The organism is Ralstonia sp. RRA (assembly GCF_037023145.1).
Classification (GTDB): domain Bacteria; phylum Pseudomonadota; class Gammaproteobacteria; order Burkholderiales; family Burkholderiaceae; genus Ralstonia.
The window spans coordinates 1,126,299-1,144,462 of record NZ_CP146092.1; the positions used below are offsets into that span (position 1 = coordinate 1,126,299).

At 64.9% G+C, this 18,164-nt stretch carries 13 protein-coding genes; 5 read left to right on the forward strand and 8 right to left on the reverse strand.

All coding sequences use genetic code 11. The features are described 5' to 3' along the window. Positions 1-292: 292 nt before the first annotated feature. From V6657_RS23195 to V6657_RS23210, 4 genes are all read right to left on the reverse strand, one after another. The gene (locus tag V6657_RS23195; protein WP_048935845.1) at positions 293-2,734 is read right to left on the reverse strand and encodes a penicillin acylase family protein; all 2,442 of its coding nucleotides are present in this window, start codon (positions 2,732-2,734) and stop codon (positions 293-295) included. Between the two features lie 273 nt (positions 2,735-3,007). Then, positions 3,008-5,077, reverse strand: a complete 2,070-nt coding sequence (locus V6657_RS23200) for an ATP-binding protein (protein WP_171017986.1) — start codon at positions 5,075-5,077, stop codon at positions 3,008-3,010. A 154-nt stretch (positions 5,078-5,231) separates the two neighbouring features. Then, entirely contained in the window at positions 5,232-6,533 is a 1,302-nt protein-coding gene (locus tag V6657_RS23205) for an MFS transporter (protein ID WP_048935948.1), read from the reverse strand. Between the two features lie 187 nt (positions 6,534-6,720). Beyond that, a complete protein-coding gene (locus V6657_RS23210) occupies positions 6,721-6,984 on the reverse strand; it encodes a hypothetical protein (protein ID WP_048935846.1) in 264 nt (87 codons plus the stop codon). A gap of 352 nt (positions 6,985-7,336) precedes the next feature. On the opposite strand from V6657_RS23210, the gene V6657_RS23215 reads away from it, so the two are divergent. Continuing rightward, complete coding sequence (locus tag V6657_RS23215; RefSeq protein ID WP_048935847.1) at positions 7,337-7,585, forward strand: dodecin; 249 nt, start codon at positions 7,337-7,339, stop codon at positions 7,583-7,585. Between the two features lie 66 nt (positions 7,586-7,651). Here the strand turns inward: V6657_RS23215 and acpA are convergent, their stop codons facing one another. Next, on the reverse strand, positions 7,652-9,799 hold the full coding sequence (gene acpA, locus V6657_RS23220) for an acid phosphatase (protein WP_048935848.1): 2,148 nt from the start codon (positions 9,797-9,799) through the stop codon (positions 7,652-7,654). 274 nt (positions 9,800-10,073) lie between these two features. Between acpA and V6657_RS23225 the strand changes: the two genes are divergently transcribed. Together V6657_RS23225 and V6657_RS23230 are read left to right on the forward strand one after the other, a co-directional pair. Continuing rightward, positions 10,074-11,468, forward strand: a complete 1,395-nt coding sequence (locus V6657_RS23225) for a cytochrome-c peroxidase (protein ID WP_048935849.1) — start codon at positions 10,074-10,076, stop codon at positions 11,466-11,468. A gap of 109 nt (positions 11,469-11,577) precedes the next feature. Next, on the forward strand, positions 11,578-13,155 hold the full coding sequence (locus V6657_RS23230) for a TerC family protein (RefSeq protein ID WP_048935850.1): 1,578 nt from the start codon (positions 11,578-11,580) through the stop codon (positions 13,153-13,155). Here the strand turns inward: V6657_RS23230 and V6657_RS23235 are convergent. The 3 genes from V6657_RS23235 to V6657_RS23245 all read right to left on the reverse strand — a co-directional run bounded on the left by V6657_RS23235 (position 13,152) and on the right by V6657_RS23245 (position 15,616). Next, complete coding sequence (locus V6657_RS23235) at positions 13,152-13,844, reverse strand: phenylalanine--tRNA ligase beta subunit-related protein (RefSeq protein WP_048935851.1); 693 nt, start codon at positions 13,842-13,844, stop codon at positions 13,152-13,154. The two genes, V6657_RS23230 and V6657_RS23235, sit on opposite strands and share 4 nt — an antisense overlap. Positions 13,845-13,846: 2 nt before the next feature. Next, positions 13,847-14,764: a DMT family transporter gene (locus V6657_RS23240; protein ID WP_048935852.1), complete on the reverse strand. Its 918-nt coding sequence runs from the start codon at positions 14,762-14,764 to the stop codon at positions 13,847-13,849. Positions 14,765-14,851: 87 nt separating this feature from the next. Next, positions 14,852-15,616, reverse strand: coding sequence for an AraC family transcriptional regulator (locus tag V6657_RS23245; protein ID WP_048935949.1), 765 nt, complete (start codon positions 15,614-15,616; stop codon positions 14,852-14,854). A 323-nt stretch (positions 15,617-15,939) separates the two neighbouring features. Between V6657_RS23245 and V6657_RS23250 the strand changes: the two genes are divergently transcribed. Together V6657_RS23250 and V6657_RS23255 are read left to right on the forward strand one after the other, a co-directional pair. Continuing rightward, positions 15,940-17,490, forward strand: a complete 1,551-nt coding sequence (locus tag V6657_RS23250) for an ATP-binding protein (protein WP_048935854.1) — start codon at positions 15,940-15,942, stop codon at positions 17,488-17,490. Further along, a complete protein-coding gene (locus V6657_RS23255; protein WP_048935855.1) occupies positions 17,474-18,133 on the forward strand; it encodes a response regulator in 660 nt (219 codons plus the stop codon). The genes V6657_RS23250 and V6657_RS23255 overlap by 17 nt, the downstream gene beginning before the upstream one ends. Positions 18,134-18,164: the final 31 nt, after the last annotated feature.

Sequence of the window (18,164 nt, forward strand, 5' to 3'; positions counted from 1 at the left end):
CCCCTGCCGGGGCCGACTCACTTTCTTTGTCTTGCCAAAGAAAGTAAGCAAAGAAAGGCGCGCCCGATGCGGCGCCTTCCCCTTGAATTTGTGTGACCAGGCGGAGAAGGAGGCAAACTCGCTTCGCTCAGACAGGCCTCCTTCTTTTTTCCGCCCGCTCACAAAAATTCAAGGCGCCGCATAGGGCAGGGTACGGCCAAACCGTCTGGTGCCTGTGTTGGCGCTCGTGATCGGCTAAAGGAAAACGCCACCGCGTTGTTTGCGGTGGCGTTTCCTTTTGGGACTTTGCTACTTACTTGGCCGGTATCAGATGCACACGTGACTCCGTGGCTGCCTCCACCGCCTTGCGCGAATACAGCAGCGGGAAGTAGTCGCCCTTGAGCCACAGCGGCGCGAGGTCGCGGTAGTGCGGGCTGTCGGGGTTGCCGGATTGGCCGGGCAGGTTGACGGCGCGAGAGTTGTCCCAGTTGCCAACATCCACCACCGTGCGGAACGACGGGCCGTTGGTCTGCAGGAAGTCGCTCGCGCGATACGTCGACTGGTTAGGCGTGTAGGCGCTGCCGCCTTCGGGCGTGGGGCCAACGTTGAGCTTGGCACGCGTGGCCTCGTCGACGATGGCGGCGAACGGATGGGCGTTCAGGTTGTGGTGCAGCACGCCCCAGTTCCAGGCTTGCGGGTTCGGGCCCTGGCGCTTGACCATGTCAGCCCACGCGTCTTTCAGACTGGCGAGCAGCACGGTGTCGCGCTTGGTGGCGGCCTGTTGTGGGTCTTCGCCAAACTTGCGCTCGGTGCCTTGCGGGTGTTCCAGCGTGTCGAGCACGACAGCGGTATCCGGCGCACCCATTGCATCGGCACTGGCCTTGGGCAACACCGCGCTCTTGAACGCACGGCCCAGGTGATGCGTGAACCAGACCTCGTGCAGCGCAGCCTGCGGAGAATCCGCCAGCATGGTTGCATTCCAGCCTTTGAAGAGGTTGAGTGCGGCCTGTGTATCCGCGTCGTTGGACGATAGCGGCGCCAGCAGTGCCATCAGCCGGCGCGCGGGAATCGACACCATGTCGTTCTGCAACCGCATCGAATCTTCAATCGATACCTTGTCGAGCTTGGCCAGCACTTCGTCAATGCGTGCGTGACGCGAGCCGTTGGTCCACTCGAAGCCAAGCTTGCGCTCGCGGTACGGGTAGTCCGCCGGCAGGTTCATTTCGTTGGACGAGGTGAAGTACCCCGACGTCGGGTTGTACGTGCTGGGCAGCTGGTCGCCGCGCCAGAACCCGGCCCACTCGTAGCGGCCGTCGCCGGGCACGGGCAGCAGGCCATCCCAGTTCGGGCGGATGGGGGCGAGGCCGCCCGGCACCCAGCCGATGTTGCCCTTCGTATCGGCATAGACCTGGTTTTCTGTGGGCGCGCCCCAGTTCAGCATCGATTGCTTGAACTGCGCGAACGTGCGCGCGCGCATGTAGCCGACCGAGCCGAAATACGGCGACATGCCAGGCGACAGCCATGCCGAACGCACGGCATACGCGCGGTGCTTTTCGGCATCGACGTAGATGACGGGGCCGTGGCGCGTGAAGGTCAGGTCGACGGGGCGGGATTCACTGCCGCGCACCTTCACGGTTTCGTGCAGCACGGTAAAGGGCTCCCAGCCGTCCTTGTAGCGGTATTCGCTGTTGTTGGCCGGGTTCAGCTCGTAGACGTAGAGGTCTTCCTGGTCGATGTTGAAGATGGTCAGGCCGAAGGCGACGTGGCCGTTATGGCCGATCGATACAGCCGGCAATGACGGCTCGCCCGCGCCGATGATGTCGAGCGTGGGCGTGCTGATGTGGGCGATGTAGCGCAGGCTCGGTGCGGAGTACGCGCGGTGCGGGTCGTTGGCCATCACGGCGCGGCCGGTGGTGGACTTGCCAGGGGCGATCACCCAGTTGTTGCTGCCCTCCATGGTCTCTTCGAGGTTGGTGGCAGCCGCTACGCGGGTGCTGTCGATATCGACGCCCTTGAGCGATTCCGGCGTGAGGCGCACGCCTTGCGTGGCAAGCGAAAAGACCTTCAGCAGATCCTTCGGCAGGCAAGGGTCCAGGCCTTCGGGCAACTGCGTTTGCCAGGCAGGCTGCAGGCCAAAGCGGATGGTGTCGTCGGCCAGGCTGGCCTTGCAGGCCACGTTGGCGCGTGCGACTTCCGATTGCAGGTTGCGCGTCAGGCCGTGGCTGCGGATGCGCACCACGTCTTCCGGCGCCCAATGCGCTGGCGTGTAGTTCAGCTTGCGGAACTCGAGCGGCGTCTGTTCCGGGTGCTTGGCCAGCCAATCGACATACACATTGATGCCGGCAACAAAGCGCGTGGCAATGTGCTGTGCATCCGGGCTGTAGTGGTTCCATTCGACCTGCATGTCATCGCGATAGAGGAACAGCCGCGTGGCGCGATCCTGTTCCACATAGGCGGGGCCGAACACTTCGGAGAGTTGCCCCAGCCCGCGGCGGCGCCACAGGTCGATCTGGAACAGGCGGTCGCGCGCGGCATTGAAGCCCTGCGCGAAGAAGCCGTCGTCTTCGCTCTTGGCGTAGATGTGCGGCACGCCCCAGCGGTCGATCAGGATGTCGGCGGGCTTGGACAAGCCGGGCACGGCGATGGTCTGCGCGGCGGCTGAGTTGGCCGGTTTGGCCGCATCTCTGGCGATAGCTTGTGCAGACATGCCGAGCGCAATGGCCGACAACACAACGGGAAGCGAACGGATGGGCATGGCGATGCAGTCTCCTCTCTGAGCCCGGAATGCCAATGCAACCCAAGATGGGGCAGGATTCAGGCGTTCTTATGGGTACAGCAGACAGCCGCGCGACTGACGAATGGCGGCGGATAGGAAGGGCAAGCTGGCCGATCGGTGAGGCTGGGTGGGAACTGCTAGGGGAGAGATGCCCACCGGCCGGCACAGACGCCCAGTATGCGGATGCGCCCACACCCGCGCCAATGACTTTTGTTTGGTCAACCATTCCGTCAAGGCATGGTTGCACGCAGGTCAGGCCAGTGTTTCTGGACCGGTCTTGCGACGCACGTTGGCGGCCAGCACGTGGCCCAGCTCACCGGGGAAGATCGGCTTGGTGATGACGGATTGGTAGCCGGCCTCCTTGGCCGCTTTCAATCGGATCGGGTCGGCAAATGCGGTGACGGCAATGGCGGGCAGGTCGATCATGCCTTTCGCGCGCACTGCACGCACAAGCTGCATGCCATCCATGCCGGGCATGGCCAGGTCGCTGACCAGCGCATCGAACGGGTAGTCTGCTGCGGCTTGCTCCAACGCGTCGAGTGCAGCGGGCCCGTTGGACACGGTAACGACCTCGGCGCCGTAGCGCTCGAGCATCAGCGCAATCACGCCGAGCGATTCCGGGTTGTCGTCCACGGCCAGCACACGCATGCCGTCCAGCGCAGGAGCCGACGTGCCGGAAACGAAGCCGGGCACGCGGCCCTGCTGCTCATCTGGCTGCGCGGCGTGCAGCGGCAGCGTGACCGCCATCGTGGTGCCGTGATTGGCCCCGCTGCTGGCCGCGGTAATGCGCCCATGATGCAGTTCGACCAGTTGCTTGGCGATCGACAGCCCCAGCCCCAGGCCGCCATGGCGCCGCGTGTTGGACAGGTCTGCCTGCTGGAAGCGATCAAAGATATGCGGCAGGAAGGCGGGCTCAATGCCGATGCCGGTATCGCGCACCGTCGCCACCACGCCTTCTGGTGCCGGGTGTACCGATAACCGGACGTGCCCACCCTCGGGCGTGAACTTCACGGCGTTGGCCAGCAGGTTCCAGAACACCTGTTTCAGGCGCCCCGCATCGCCTTGCAGCATGGGCACGGGCAGGTATTCCGTGTCGATGCTGATCTGTTTCTGGCGCGCCATCGGCTCGATGGTTTCGCGGGCGCGCTCCAGCACGTCGGCCAGATCGACTTCTCCAATCTCCAGCGGCACCTTGCCCGACAGGATGGCCGACATGTCGAGCAAGTCGTCGATCAGGTGAACTTGCGTGCGGGCGCTGCGCTCGATGGCGGCCAGGCCACGCTTGAACATGGTCTCGTCGTAGGCGCGCATATTCAGCAACTGGGCCCAGCCCAGCACGGCATTGAGCGGCGTGCGCAGTTCGTGGCTGACGGTGGCGAGGAAGTCGTCCTTCAGGCGGCTGGCGCGTTCGGCCTCTTCACGGGCGCGCGATTCGGCTTCAAGCAACTGCGCGCGGCGGGCTTCGGCCTGGCGGTGTTCGCTGATGTCGATCACGGCATTGGTCAGGCCGACGATCTCGCCCGTGTCATCACGCAGGGGCATGACCACCACGTCGTAGACCACGCGCTGGGTGTGCCGACGCCGGAAGGCGAATTCCACCCGCGTGGGCATGCCGCTGGCAATCACGCGTTGGCCGGCTTCCGTCAGGCGTGCGGCGGCACGGCGGCCGAACACCTCACGCACGGTGCGTCCCATCAGTTGCTCAGGTTGCAGGCCGAACACGGGGTTGTGCACCCAGGTGAAGTGCATCGTGTTATCGACGTCATAGAGCGAGATGGGCGAGGCCTGCAATGCTGCCAGCAGGCGCTGTTGCGACACGCGCTGCAGCGTTTCAGCGCGGGCGCGGCGTTCGGCACCGGCGCGCGCCCGACGCAACTGTTCGCACAGCAGGCAGATCAGCAGCGCGCCCGCAGCAAACACGCTCAACTGCACGGGCGTGAGGTTGATGGGCGGCACCGCTTGCAGCTCAACCAAGCCAGCATACAGCAGCGCGTACGTGGTAATGGCAGCGATGCCCGGCCAGAAGCCGCCGTACCAGGCGGCAATCGTCACGACCGGAAACGCCAGATAGAACGGCAGGCGAATGCCTGCAGCCGACTCCAGCATCAGCCGCCCGAGCGTGCCGACCACGGCTGCGCCGATCGCCACCAACCAGGCGGATGGCCGAATGGCCGGTGCGACGTTCAGGCCGCTGCCGCTGAATGGCCCGGGATCGGGCACGCGCTCAGTTGGCCCGGAGGGGCGTGCGGGACGCGTGTAGTGCCCGGAGCGCGCAGCGCGTGCGTCCAGCGGGCGAGAGGTAGGGTGCAGGATGAACTTCACGATCGGGCGCGGCAGCACCGAGCGGCCAAAGGTGACTCAGCATATGAATTGGCCGCCGCCGCCGCCATCGGGGTTTCGCTGACATGCCTGCCAGAGGGTCGCCCATTTGACGCCCGATTCCTGCCCGGGCCAATACTGGCGCGGGTGTGCAGCGTTATCCCCCTGACGAGGGGGGTGTTGGGTGTGGCGGATGGGGCTCGCGCAGGCGGTCTCGATGCGTCAGATCCGGAAACAGGCGCATCCAGATCGCCACCACCAGCAGCGTGCCCATCGCGCCCATCACCACCGAGGGCACCGGCCCCAGCAGCCCGGCCAGCATGCCCGACTCGAACTCGCCCAACTGGTTGGATGCACCCACAAAGACCGAGTTGACTGCACTTACGCGCCCGCGCATCGCATCTGGCGTATCGAGTTGCACCAGCGAGGTCCGGATGACCACGCTGATCATGTCTGCCGCGCCCAGCACCACCAGCGCCAGCATCGACAGCGGCAGCCAGCGCGAAACCCCGAACACCAGCGTTGCCAGCCCAAAGACGGCGACGGAAGCAAACATCACCTTGCCCACGCGCCGCTCCAGCGGCCGATGCGCAAGAAAGATCGCCATCCCAAGCGCGCCCACAGCTGGTGCAGAGCGCAGCAGCCCCAACCCCCACGCCTGGGTGCCCAGGATGTCGCGCGCATAGATCGGCAGCAGCGCCGTTGCGCCGCCCAGCAGCACGGCAAACAGGTCGAGCGAGATGGCGCCCAGCACCACCGGCCGCCCTTTGATGAAAGCGATACCCGCGAACAGCGACTGCAGGCTCACCGGTGTGCTGACCGGCACCACGCGCTCCATGCGCACAAACGCCAGCAGAACATGCGCAAGCAGAAAGAGTCCGGCTGCCGTGGCATACACCACCGGTGCGCCGGCCACATAGAGGAGGCCACCCAGCGCCGGCCCGAGGATGACGCCGGTCTGCCCGGCCGAACTGGACAACGCCACGGCGCGTGGCAGCGCCTGCGGCGGCACCAGCGATGGCAGCAGCGCCTGCAGCGTCGGCGTCTCGAAGGCGCGCATCGCGCCGATCACCACCACGCACAGGAAGATCGACTGCACGCCGGCGTGGCCGTGGAATGCCATGATCGCCAGCGTCATGGCCACCAGTGCCTCGATGGCCTGGCATGCACGCACTACGCGGCGCCGGTCGTAGCGATCGGCGATATGGCCCGAGGCCAATACCAGCACCACCGAAGGCAGGAATTGGGCAAGGCCTACCAGCCCGAGCACGTAGGCGCTGCGCGTGAGATCGTAGATCTGCCAGCCCACTGCCACACCAAACATCTGGTAGGCGAAGGTGGTGGACAGCCTGGTGAACCAGAACAGCCGGAAGGCCGGGTAGGAGAAGGGCGCGTGCGACAGCACTATCGCTGAAGCAGCAGGCGCGGAAGACGAGGAAAGGCCGGCGTCGCCAGACACGGTGAATGCGCGCCGGAAACCGGCGGTCTGCAAAAGTGATGAACGGGATGCCCGTCATCGTAACGGATGTGGGCCGCCAGCGTTCGGGCGCACGGGCGTTGGATTGGCGAAACGGCTGGCAAACCATTACAGGAACTTTCACCATGCCCCGCCCGCGGGCTGAAGGCCGTCTGGCTGCGCTGCGTGCTCAGATAGTCAGCATGACGCTGAGCAGTTGACGCGCAACGGCCTTGAAGTCGCCCTGCGGTGAATAGGTGGACAGGGATTTGCCCTGATGTTTGACCGTGACGATGCCGTTGCGGGCCGAGTAGGTGGCCTCGATGCGGCGCCCGCTGCGTTCGATATGGAAGGCGACAGTCTCGGCCAGCAGGCGCGAGGTGTCAGACGGCGATGCAGACGACGAGCGGGACAGCGGGGGCGTGGCGATAGCTTGTTGGGCGGGGTGGCGCATTGCGCCTCCTCAAGGGGACACGGGTGAACTACCTAAGGCACGTTCTGTGCCACCGGCAGAATGCCGTGATGTCATACAAAAGCCGCGCAGGATACCTGCGCAATATGACAGTTCAAGCAGATGCCGTGGCCGGGTTTGACGCGCCGCGTCGGTTGGCGTGACAAGCTTTGTCAATTTTGTAAACGCAATTAACCGCCAGGCATTCAATTCGCCCACCAAAAAATGGGCTGGCAGAGTGGGGCAGCAGCAGCCATTCTGGTAAGTGACGTGGCGCACGCTCAGTTGCGGGCACGTTCAGCGTGCAGTCTGCAGGAGACCTTCTGCACGACACCCAGACCAACATGGAGGCGATATGGGTTCCCATACCTACAAGATGATCGAATTGGTGGGTTCTTCACCGGAGTCGAGCGACGCGGCCATCCGCAATGCCGTCGCCCGGGCCGGCGAGACGCTGAAGTACCTGGACTGGTTTGAAGTGCTTGAGACGCGCGGCCACCTGGTGGATGGCAAGATCGCTCACTGGCAGGTGACGATCAAGGTGGGGATGCGGCTGGAGAGCCTTGAGAGCGAAAAGCCTGCCGGCAAGAAGAAAGGCAAGTAGGCAAAGAAAAAGGCAGCCAGGAATGCCTCCTGGCCGCCTTTTTCATGTGGACTGCGCTTGCAGGCGTTATTGCGACTGCGAGAAGTCCAGCGCGTTGGTCAGGTCGCCCATCGGCTTGTTGCCGTTGGAGACGAGTGCTGCGTCGCGTTGCTTCAGACCCGGCAGCGTCGGCAGGGCAAAGCGGTGCGTGATCAGGCGCAGCACCGACGCCGTGTCGTACTGGGTGTGGTCAACGAAACCCTTCTTGGCGAACGGCGAGACGATGATCGCCGGGATACGCGTGCCCGGGCCCCAGCGGTCAGCCTTCGGCACCGTGGCGTGGTCGTAGAAGCCACCGTTTTCGTCATACGTCACGACGATCACCATGTTCTTCCACTGCGGGCTCTTCTGCAGTTGGGCGATCACGTTGGCGATGTGGGCGTCACCGTCCGTCACGCTGGCGTAGCCAGGGTGCTGGTTCAGGTTGCCTTGCGGCTTGTAGAACGTCACGGCCGGCAGCTTGCCTGCGGCTGCATCTTGCAGGAACGCTGCGTCGTAATCCTTCAGGTGGGCCGCACGCTCGGTGGTACCGGTGGTGGTGGCCGGGTCGAAGCGCGTGAAGTAGTTGAACGGCTGGTGGTGCGGCTGGAACTGGATCGTGCCGCTGTAGATCACGCTGCGCGTGGCGTTCGGGGCGTCGGCGATGGCCGCGTTCCAGGCGCCGGCGTACCAGGCCCAGTTCACGCCCTTGGCGGTCAGCAGGTCACCAATGTTGGTCTGTTGCGATTGCGCCGGCATGGTCGATGCCTTGGTCGGGTCCGCATAGGCAGCGTTGCCGCTGGCCACGCCGTTGCCCGACGGCTGATACGGCGGCTGCATCGTGTTGACCGCGTAGAACACGCCCGAGCCATCGTCGGCCGTGAGCGTGCTGTCCTTGGCATAGACCGGGGCACCCGACAGGGCCGAGGTCGGGTTGTTCGTGCCCGGGTTGAGCACGGGGATGCCGTTTGCGTTGACGGTGACTTGCGAGATGTTGCCGCTGGCAACCGAGGTCTTTGCGTTCGGGTAGATCGGTGCGCAGGCGCAGATCAGGTACTGGTGGTTCAGGAACGAACCGCCAAAGGCGCCCTGGAAGAAGTTGTCGGCCAGCGTGTATTGCTTGGCAATGTTCCACATCGACATCTGGCTGCCGTCGTAGTAGCCCAGCGACAGGCCGCCCGCGTCGGAGTAGGCAGCGAACATGTCGTTCTTGCCGCCGTTGATCTGCATCTGGTTGTTGTAGAAGCGGTGAACCAGGTCACGCGTGATGACGTTCTGCCCAACAACCGTGCTCGTGCCGTTGATGCCGTTCGGATTGTCGATCTGGAAGGGCTTATTGGCCCAGCCAGTGGTGCTGGCTTGCGGCAGCGTCACGGTCTGGCCGGCGGCGGTCAGGCCACCCCAGGTCGGCGGCAGGCTCGGCAGCACGGAGCCGTCGAAGTCCTTTTGCGCGACGAACGAGCCGGTGGAGGTCGGGTTCACGCCGGGGATGCCGTTGGCGCCCGGGAACAGGCCGTACAGGTTGTCGAAACCGCGGTTTTCCGCGTAGATCACGACGATGGTCTGCACGTTGTTGTTCAGCGCCATGCGCTTGGCAACGCCGTCGCGGATGCCCTTGTTGATGTCGCCGCCGGTGGCCACGGCATCGGCGATCAGCGCGATGGCCTGATCGATTTCAGCCTGCAGGGCCGCCTTGGTGTTGGCGTCGCTTTCCTTGTTGTGGTCTTCCAGCAGCTTGTCGATCGTCACGCCCAGGCGTGCGGCCAGGGCCGTCTTGGCAGCATTGATGTCGCCGCCGTTGCTGTCCATCAGGGCAGCCAGTTCCGTCGAGATTGCGCTGATCACGCCAGCAGCGCCGGCCGGTGCGCGGAACACCAGCGGTTGCGTGATGGCATTGTGGGCGCCCGTAGCCGGGTCATTGCGGAAAGCATCCGTGCCGACTTCCACCGTGATGGCGCCCGTGCCGCTCAGCGTGTACGCGCCGTTGGCATCGGTATAGGTGCTGGCTTCACCCGAATCGCACTTGCCGTTGTTGTTGGCATCGATGCAGACCTTGGCATGCTCGAAGTAGCTGCCGGTCACCACGCCCGAAGTGGACTGGGTGGAGGCGCTGCTGTTCGAGTCACTGCCGCCACAGGCGGACATGCTGGCCGCGACCAGCGCGGTCAGCGGCAGAAGACGGAATGCTCGGCTCATGATTTCCCTGGATTGTTGTGGGGGGGACGAAAGCGAGCCGGAGTCTGGTCTTCCTGTGTGACAAGTTGATGATGAAAACGTTGGCCTGAAGCGAGTCTCGGCCCAATTGATCGTGATAACCATCATCAGGAGGAGTAGGGGCACCACCGAACGTTTGAAGACATTTGCCACCATGAACGTTCTCCAAGGGCTGACGTGACAGACGGTTGACGACATCAAAGTGTCATCACTTGCATGCTAAGTTGCAAGGCTCCCAATATTCCGCCCACCGCCAATGCGCCGCCTTTTGCCTGTTGCCACGTTTCGCGTGATCGCTGTTTCGGCGCTTGCGCTTGCCGGGTTGGCTGCGTGTGGACGCGGCGAGCCCTCCTCGGCGCAGGCGGCGACGGCCGCCTCGGTTCCGTCGGCTTCTGTGCCTGTAGTCACGCCGGTGGTTGCCTCCGCACCGGCAGCACCGGCCTATGAAAAGGCCTTCTACACAATGATGGCGACGCGCCGTCCATCGGTGGCGGCAATGACGGCACTGGGCAAGGCGCTGTTCTTTGATCCGGCGCTGTCCGCCTCCGGCAAGCAGGCCTGCGCAAGCTGCCATAGCCCCACCCACGCCTACGGCCCGCCGAACGATCTGTCCGTGCAATTGGGCGGCACCGACATGCACAAGACCGGCGTGCGCGCCGCGCCGTCATTGCGCTACATCCAGAATGTGCCGCCTTTCTCCGAGCACTTCTACGAGAACGACGGCAACGATTCCGAAGACCAGGGCCCGACCGGCGGCTACACCTGGGACGGCCGTGTGTCGTCCACGCACGACCAGGCACGCATCCCGCTGCTCTCCGCGCACGAGATGGCCAACGGCACGCCGGCTGCGGTGGTGGCCAAGCTGCGCAATGGCCGCCACGCGCAGACATTTCGTCAGGTGTTTGGTAACGATATTCTCGACAACGAAGACACCGCCTTCCGCGCCGCGCTGATGGCGCTGGAGGTGTTTCAGCAGACGCCGTCGGAGTTCTATCCGTACGACAGCAAGTACGACGCGTTTTTGCGCCGCCAGGTCAAGCTGTCGCCGCAGGAGATGCGTGGCCTGCAGGTCTTTGCCGATCCGGCCAAGGGCAACTGCGCCACGTGCCACGTGAGCGCAATCAAGCAGGACGGTGCCTTCCCTGCGTTCACCGATTTTGGCCACATTGCCGTGGGCGTGCCGCGCAACCGCACGCTGGCAGCCAATGCCGATCCGGCGTTCTTTGACCTGGGCCTGTGCGGCCCCGACCGGACCGACCTGAAAGACCACACTGACTACTGCGGACGCTTCCGCACGCCGTCACTGCGCAACGTGGCGCTGCGCAAGACGTTCTTCCACAACGGCGCCATCCACTCGCTGGAAGACGCCGTGCGTTTCTACGCCCAGCGCGATACCCAGCCGCAGAAGTGGTATCCGCGCAAGGCCGACGGCACTGTCGACAAGTTCGACGATCTGCCTGCCCAGTACCGCGCCAACGTCAACATGGAGCCGCCCTTCGGTGGCAAGCCCGGCGACAAGCCGGTGCTCTCCGAGGCTGACGTACGCGACATCGTTGCCTTCCTCAAAACACTGACCGACGGCTATCGTCCCGTGCAGGCTCCGAAGCCGGCCGCGCAAGCCACCCGGGCTTCCCAGATGGCCCAGCGCTGAGCACATGGGCGTCCGGCCCATCTGTTGCGTTCTCTGCCGCAGCGCGGGCCATGCGTGCGCTGCGGTTATCATCGGCGCATTGCGTTTGCGCTGTCACTGACTTCTCCCTATGACCTGGCTTGCTGACCCGTCCATCTGGATCGGCCTGTTCACCCTGGTGGTGCTCGAGATTGTTCTCGGCATCGACAACCTCGTTTTTATCGCCATCCTCGTCAACAAGCTGCCGCCGGCGCAGCGCGATCGTGCCCGGATGATCGGCCTGGGGCTGGCGCTGGGGATGCGGGTGGTGTTGCTCATGGCCATGTCATGGCTGATCGGGCTCACCAAGCCGCTGCTGACGATCGGGCCGGTGGATCTGTCGGGGCGCTCGATCATCCTGCTGCTGGGTGGGTTCTTCCTGCTGTTCAAGGCTACGTCCGAGCTGCACGAGCGCCTGGATGGCGAGCCGCAGGACGAGAGCCACGGCACCGGCCACGGCAAGTTCTGGAACGTGATCGCGCAGGTGGTGATCCTGGATGCGGTGTTCTCCATCGACTCCGTCATCACTGCGGTGGGCATGGTCAACGACCTGCCGGTGATGATTGCCGCCGTGGTGATCGCCATGGGTGCCATGCTGTTTGCGTCGCGTCCGCTGACGAACTTCGTCAACGCGCATCGCACCGTGGTGGTGCTGTGCCTGAGCTTCCTGCTGATGATCGGTTTCAGCCTGGTGGCGGAAGGGCTGGGCTTCCATATTCCGAAGGGCTATCTGTATGCGGCCATCGGTTTCTCGATCCTGATCGAGTTTTTCAACCAGGTGGCCCAACGCAATACCGTGCGCTACGAGCGCCGCCGTCCGCTGCGTGAGCGCACCGCCGACGCCGTGCTAAGCCTGCTGGGCGATCGCCGCGGTACCCCTGCCGATACCGAGGCCCACGAAACCGCGCCCCATGCGGACCAGCCCGCGCCCGAGACGGTGTTCCGCCCCGAAGAGCGCAGCATGGTCAGCGGCGTGCTGGATCTGGCAGAACGCTCCGTGCGTTCGATCATGACGCCGCGCCACGACATCTCGTGGGTGGACCTGGATGCCGATCCGGCAACCACGCGCAAGTTGTTGCTGGCGGTACCGCACAACCAGTTTCCGGTCTGCCGCGGCGGGCTGGATGACCTGGTGGGCGTGGCACGCGCCAAGGACTTGATGGGCGATCTCGATACGCGCGGCACCATCGACGTGGAACGCTCGGTGAAGCCCGCGCTCAAGGTGGGGGACAACATCGGCATCCTGCGTCTGATGGACAAACTCAAGCGCGCGCGCGGACGCATGATGGTGGTGACCGATTCACTGGACGTGATACAGGGCGTGGTCACCCCCATCGACGTCCTCGAAGCCATTGCCGGCGAGTTTCCCGATGAGGACGAGCGTCTGGGCGTGGTTGAAGTGGGCGAAGGCTGTTGGGAGGTTGCTGGCGAGGCTGATCTGCGCCAGCTCGAAGACGTATTGCACGTCGACTGGCTGCTCGACGAAGGCGGCGGTGCCACGAGCCTGGGCGGCTACCTGTTCAACCAGTGGGATCGCCTGCCTGAGGTGGGCGACTCGCTGGTGCGCCACGATTTGCGCTTCGTCGTGCTGGAAGCCGGCAGCCGCCGCATCGTGCGCGTGCGCATCGAGCGCATGGAGGAGGTGACGGCGCCCGACGCCGAAGCCTAAGCCACGTATTCCGGCGCCGCCGCACTCAGCAGGCGGGGCGCCGAGACCCGCATCCCGGCAGCCGTCAGTGTTGCCGCCAGCGTTTCCAGCAGCGCGCGCACGTCTGCCGCTGCGTTTGCGTGCATGCCTTCCGCCACGATCAACGCGCTCGATGTGTCTGCGCGGACAGCCGAATCGCCGCTCTGGCGGTGGCACCAGCGGCGCGCATGCGCATGGTTGGCGCCATCGGCAAAGATCACCTCATCCACATCGGGCTGCTCGATTTCGCCGGCGAAGGTCAGATAGCGCTCGTCGCCAGTGGCGCGGCGGACGGTCAGATGCCCGTCGATGGCCGTTGCATCGAACACCGCCACCGGAATCGCAAACGCGAGCGAGCCCGCGTTGCAGATGTCGATCAGCGGATGTAGTTGCGGTAGCGCGTCGTCCTTCCTGAAGCGCCGCAAGAGCGATTCCGCAGCGCAGCGGTATTGCGTGGGTTTCAGGCCCATGCGTGAGAACGCGCGTCGCCACGCCTGGATTTCGGGCAATTCGCCTTCCGGTGTGCCTGCCAACCGAGCGCGCGCGGTTGCCTGCAGCCGGGCAATCTCCGCATCGACGCTCGCATCCTGTCGGACACCCTCGACGGACAGCACGCCGGGCACGAGTTCGGGAAAGTCTTGCCAGATCTGTGGGGCATGAATGAAGTGCATGGTCAGGTGGATTCCTTGGGTCGGGAAGAAACCGGCGCAGACGAACGCGCCAAGGCGAGGCTCAATACCGCCGCCAGCACACATGTGATACCGCTGATCTGCCGCACGCTGACCACCTCGCCGAGCAGCACGGCGGCGAACACGACTGCGGCCACCGGCGCGAGGGCGGTGAAGAGCGCAGCCTCTGCGCCGCTCACGCGTGCGGCCCCCGCATACCAGAGCACAAAGCCGCCGACGGTGGGCACGATGGCGTAGTAGGCAACAGCGGCCAGTGCATGCGTTGCCTGGGCGGAGGCATGCAGTTGCCAGGGGGCTTCCCATAAGGCGGGCAGCAAGGCCGTCAGCAAGCCAAACATGCTCATCAGGGTGGATAGCGCCAGCGGCGGCACAGGTGTGCGCAACCGCTTGTTGAGCAGGATGAACAGCCCTTCGCACACCACCGCGCCAATCACCAGCACGTTTCCCACCAGCGGATGCGCGGCGTCGCCACCTGGTTGGAACGCGATGGCCAACACGCCGGCCGTCGCCAGTGCAATTGCCCCTAATACCGCGCGCCCTGGCCGTTCACCCAGCACCACAATGGCAATGAGCGCGGATACCACCGGCAACGTGCCGATGATGACGCCCGCATCTGCCGCAGACGCATACCGAAGCCCCGAGATCAGCAGCGTCGTATAGCCCACGCTGCCGGCCGCCGCCTGCAGGAACAGCAGGCCCCACGCCTTGCGTGAAAGCACGGGCCAGCGCGCCCCCGTCACGCGCATGGCAATGAGAAACAGCGGCAGCGCTATCGCAAAGCGCAACGCGGTGGCGGTGAATGGCGGGAGCCCGGCGGCGATGATCTTGCTGGCTGCAACCGTGCTGCCCACCAGCACCATCGCCAGTGCGAGGTAAAGGCAGCCTTCGAGGCGTCTGGACATGTCGAACCCTGCGTCTGTGAAAGCCCGCAGGATGGCCGCGCCCGAAGCGCACGTCTTGAACGAAATTGCAGGGGGGGAGGCGGCCGGTTACCGCGCCGCCGCCACCATGCCCGGCGATACGCCGTACTTGCGCACGAACTGGCGGGTCATGTGACTTTGGTCGGCAAAACCGCAGGCCGCGGCGGTCTCTGCCAGCGGTAGCCCCTGGGCGATCAAACGGCGCGCGAGAGCAACGCGCCGCTGCAATTGATAGGCATGCGGCGTGAGGCCCGTGACACGCGCAAAGCCGCGCAACACCTGAAAGCGGCTGAGACCGGTCTCTTGGGCAAGATCGAGCAGGGAGACCGCGGCGGCCGGGTCATCGTCAATGCGCATGCGCGCGATGCGGATGGCGTCGGGGGCATCGTCGGCGTGGCTGTTGGCGGTATGCAGCGCATCGGCCAGCACCGATAGCAGCAACTGCTCGCGCAGCAGTGCATCGCATTGTGCGGCGGGTGCCGTCATTTGCCCGAACAACAGGTGCACACGCCGTGCCAAGTTGACGTCGTGCGCGACTGGGCGGTCGAATTCGGCATTGTCGTTGCCGATCAGGAGATCATGCGCAAGCGCGCCGACCGTGCCCGGGTCGAAGTACAGCATGCGCCAGGCACGGCCCGCATCGCCAATCGGGGTACCGTCGTGCACCTCGGCCGGGTTGACCATGATGACGTCGCCTGCACCGGCTTCCACCATGCCGCGCCCGCTGAATGACTTCTGTGCACCCCGGTCGACAATGCCAATGCCGAACTGCTCGTGCGTGTGGCGCGGGAATGTGTGGCCGGAGTCGGCGGCAACGGCCTCCACGCCGTGCATGGCGCAGCGGAGCATCGAGAAAGCAGTCTGGGCCGGCCGGCTGGGCAAGGCGGGTCTCCTGGCGGGAGGGCGAATGCAGCAGGATAGCGTGCTTTACGGGGCAGGGCGCAACGAGGCGGCCGACCGCGGCACGTGCGCGCGGCGCCATATCGAAACGCCGTGGAACGTGTTCTTCTCATTTCGCTCAATTTCTAGCGCCTTGCGGTTGTTATCCTCAAGACTTCCCGCCCCGGGGTCACCCGGTAAGATGATGCAGAGCCTGAAGCTTCGCCATGCGGGAATCGTCCCCGCTGGGGCGGGCGACAGTGTGTTGGCATCCATCCATGCGTCCGTCTTTCGGCATTACCTCCAAGCTGTTCGTTGTGCTGTTCGCGTTGAGCATCGTCGTGGCGCTTGCCATGGGTGCGGCCGTGCGCTGGCGCTTCGACGCCAACTTTCTTGAGTACGTCAACACGCGCGAGGCAGAGCGTATGACCGTGCTCGCCCGCGGCGTTGAAGCGGCTTACGCCGAGCACGGCAACTGGGAATTCCTGCGCAACGACCGCCAGGCGTGGTTCCACCTGCTGCGCCGCGAAGGCGCTCGTGCACGTGCCAATGGCATGGGTGGCGAGCATCTCGACCCGCCGCCCGGTCACCGCTTTGATCCGCTTCCGCCCGACATGGACCGTGGCATGCCTGCGCCGCCGGATGTTGCCCGCGCCGGCAGCCTGCCTTCGCACCCGCCTGGGGAGCCTCCACCACCGATGCCGCGTTCGCCGATCTGGCTGTTGGATGCCGAGCGCCACGTCATCATTGGCGATGGGCCACCGCTGGGGCCCACCGCAAAATGGCATGAGCTCCGCCGCAACGATCTCACCATCGGCTGGCTGGCCATGCCGGCGCGCATGCGTGTGCCCGAAGGTGCAGACCAAGCCTTTCTTGGGCAGCAACTGCGTGCGACATGGATCATTGCCGGGTTGTCGGTATTGCTGGCCGCGCTGGTGGCGGTGTTGCTCGCGCGCGGGCTGCTTGCGCCAATGCGCCGGCTGACCGATGCCGCCCGCCGCATGGCCGACGGCGATTACGCCACCCGTGTCGACGTGCATTCGCGCGACGAACTTGGCGAGCTGGCGGCAGACTTCAACCACTTGGCGGTATCGCTGGAAGCCAACCAGAAAATGCGTCGCCAGCTCACCGCCGATATCTCGCACGAGCTGCGCACACCACTGGCGGTGCTGCGGGGCGAGCTGGAAGCCCTGGAAGACGGCGTGCGTCCGTTGACGGCCACGTCGCTGGCCTCGCTGCAGGCTGAGGTGACCACGCTCAGCAAACTCATTGACGACTTGTACGAGCTGTCACTGGCCGATGTGGGGGCACTGGCCTTCCATATGGAAGCGCTGGATCTGGCCGATACCGTGTGCAGTGCCGTGCAGGGCTTCACGCCGCGCCTGATGGAGAAGGGCATCGCGCTGCAGCTCGATTTGCCGAGCGTGCCTTCGCAAGAGGCCATGGTGAACGGCGACCCGCAGCGCCTGCGCCAGGTCATGCAGAATTTGCTGGAAAACACGCTGCGCTATACCGACGCGGGCGGCACGCTGCGTGTGCATGTCCACCAGGATGGCCAGTGGCAACAGATCGACGTGCAGGACAGCGCGCCGGGCGTGCCCGAAGCGATGTTGCCGCGCATCTTCGACCGGCTCTTCCGCGCCGACCCTTCACGCAGCCGCGCACAGGGCGGGGCGGGGCTGGGCCTGAGCCTGTGTCAGACCATTGTCGCCGCACACGGCGGCACCATTGAGGCCAGACCCTCGCCGCTGGGCGGGCTCTGGATCATCATCCGCCTGCCCATTCTTGATCTGCTTGATCCGCTTGCCGACCATGATTCTGATCATTGAAGACGAACCCAAACTGGCCGCACTCACGATCGATTACCTGCGTGCCGCCCACTATGAAACCGAGTGGCTGGCCGACGGTACGAACGCGGTGCAGCGCGTGCGCGAGGCCATGCCCGAACTGGTGGTGCTCGACCTGATGCTGCCCGGAAAGGACGGCCTGGAAATCTGCCGAGAGGTGCGCACCTTCAGCGAGGTCCCCATCGTCATGGTGACCGCGCGTGTAGAAGAGATCGACCGCCTGCTCGGCCTCGAGCTCGGCGCAGATGACTACCTCTGCAAGCCCTTCAGCCCGCGCGAACTGGTGGCGCGCATCAAGACCATTCTGCGGCGCGCGCAGCGCGGCGGCGGCCTGCCTGAGAGTGCGCTCGTGATCGACGGCGCCGCGTATTCCGCCACGCTGCGGGGGCAGCGCCTGGACCTGACGCCCGTGGAGTTTCGCCTGCTCGCGGCGTTGGCCGGTGCGCCGGGGCGCATCCTCTCGCGTGCGAATCTGCTTGAACAGATCTACGACGATCATCGCATCGTGACCGATCGCACGGTCGATACGCACGTCAAGAATCTGCGCCGCAAGATGGAGCTGCTGAGCCCGGGCACCGACATGATCCACTCGGTCTACGGCGTGGGATATCGGCTCGACGCCTGATACACGTGATGCGGTTGCATGCCGATTGTGG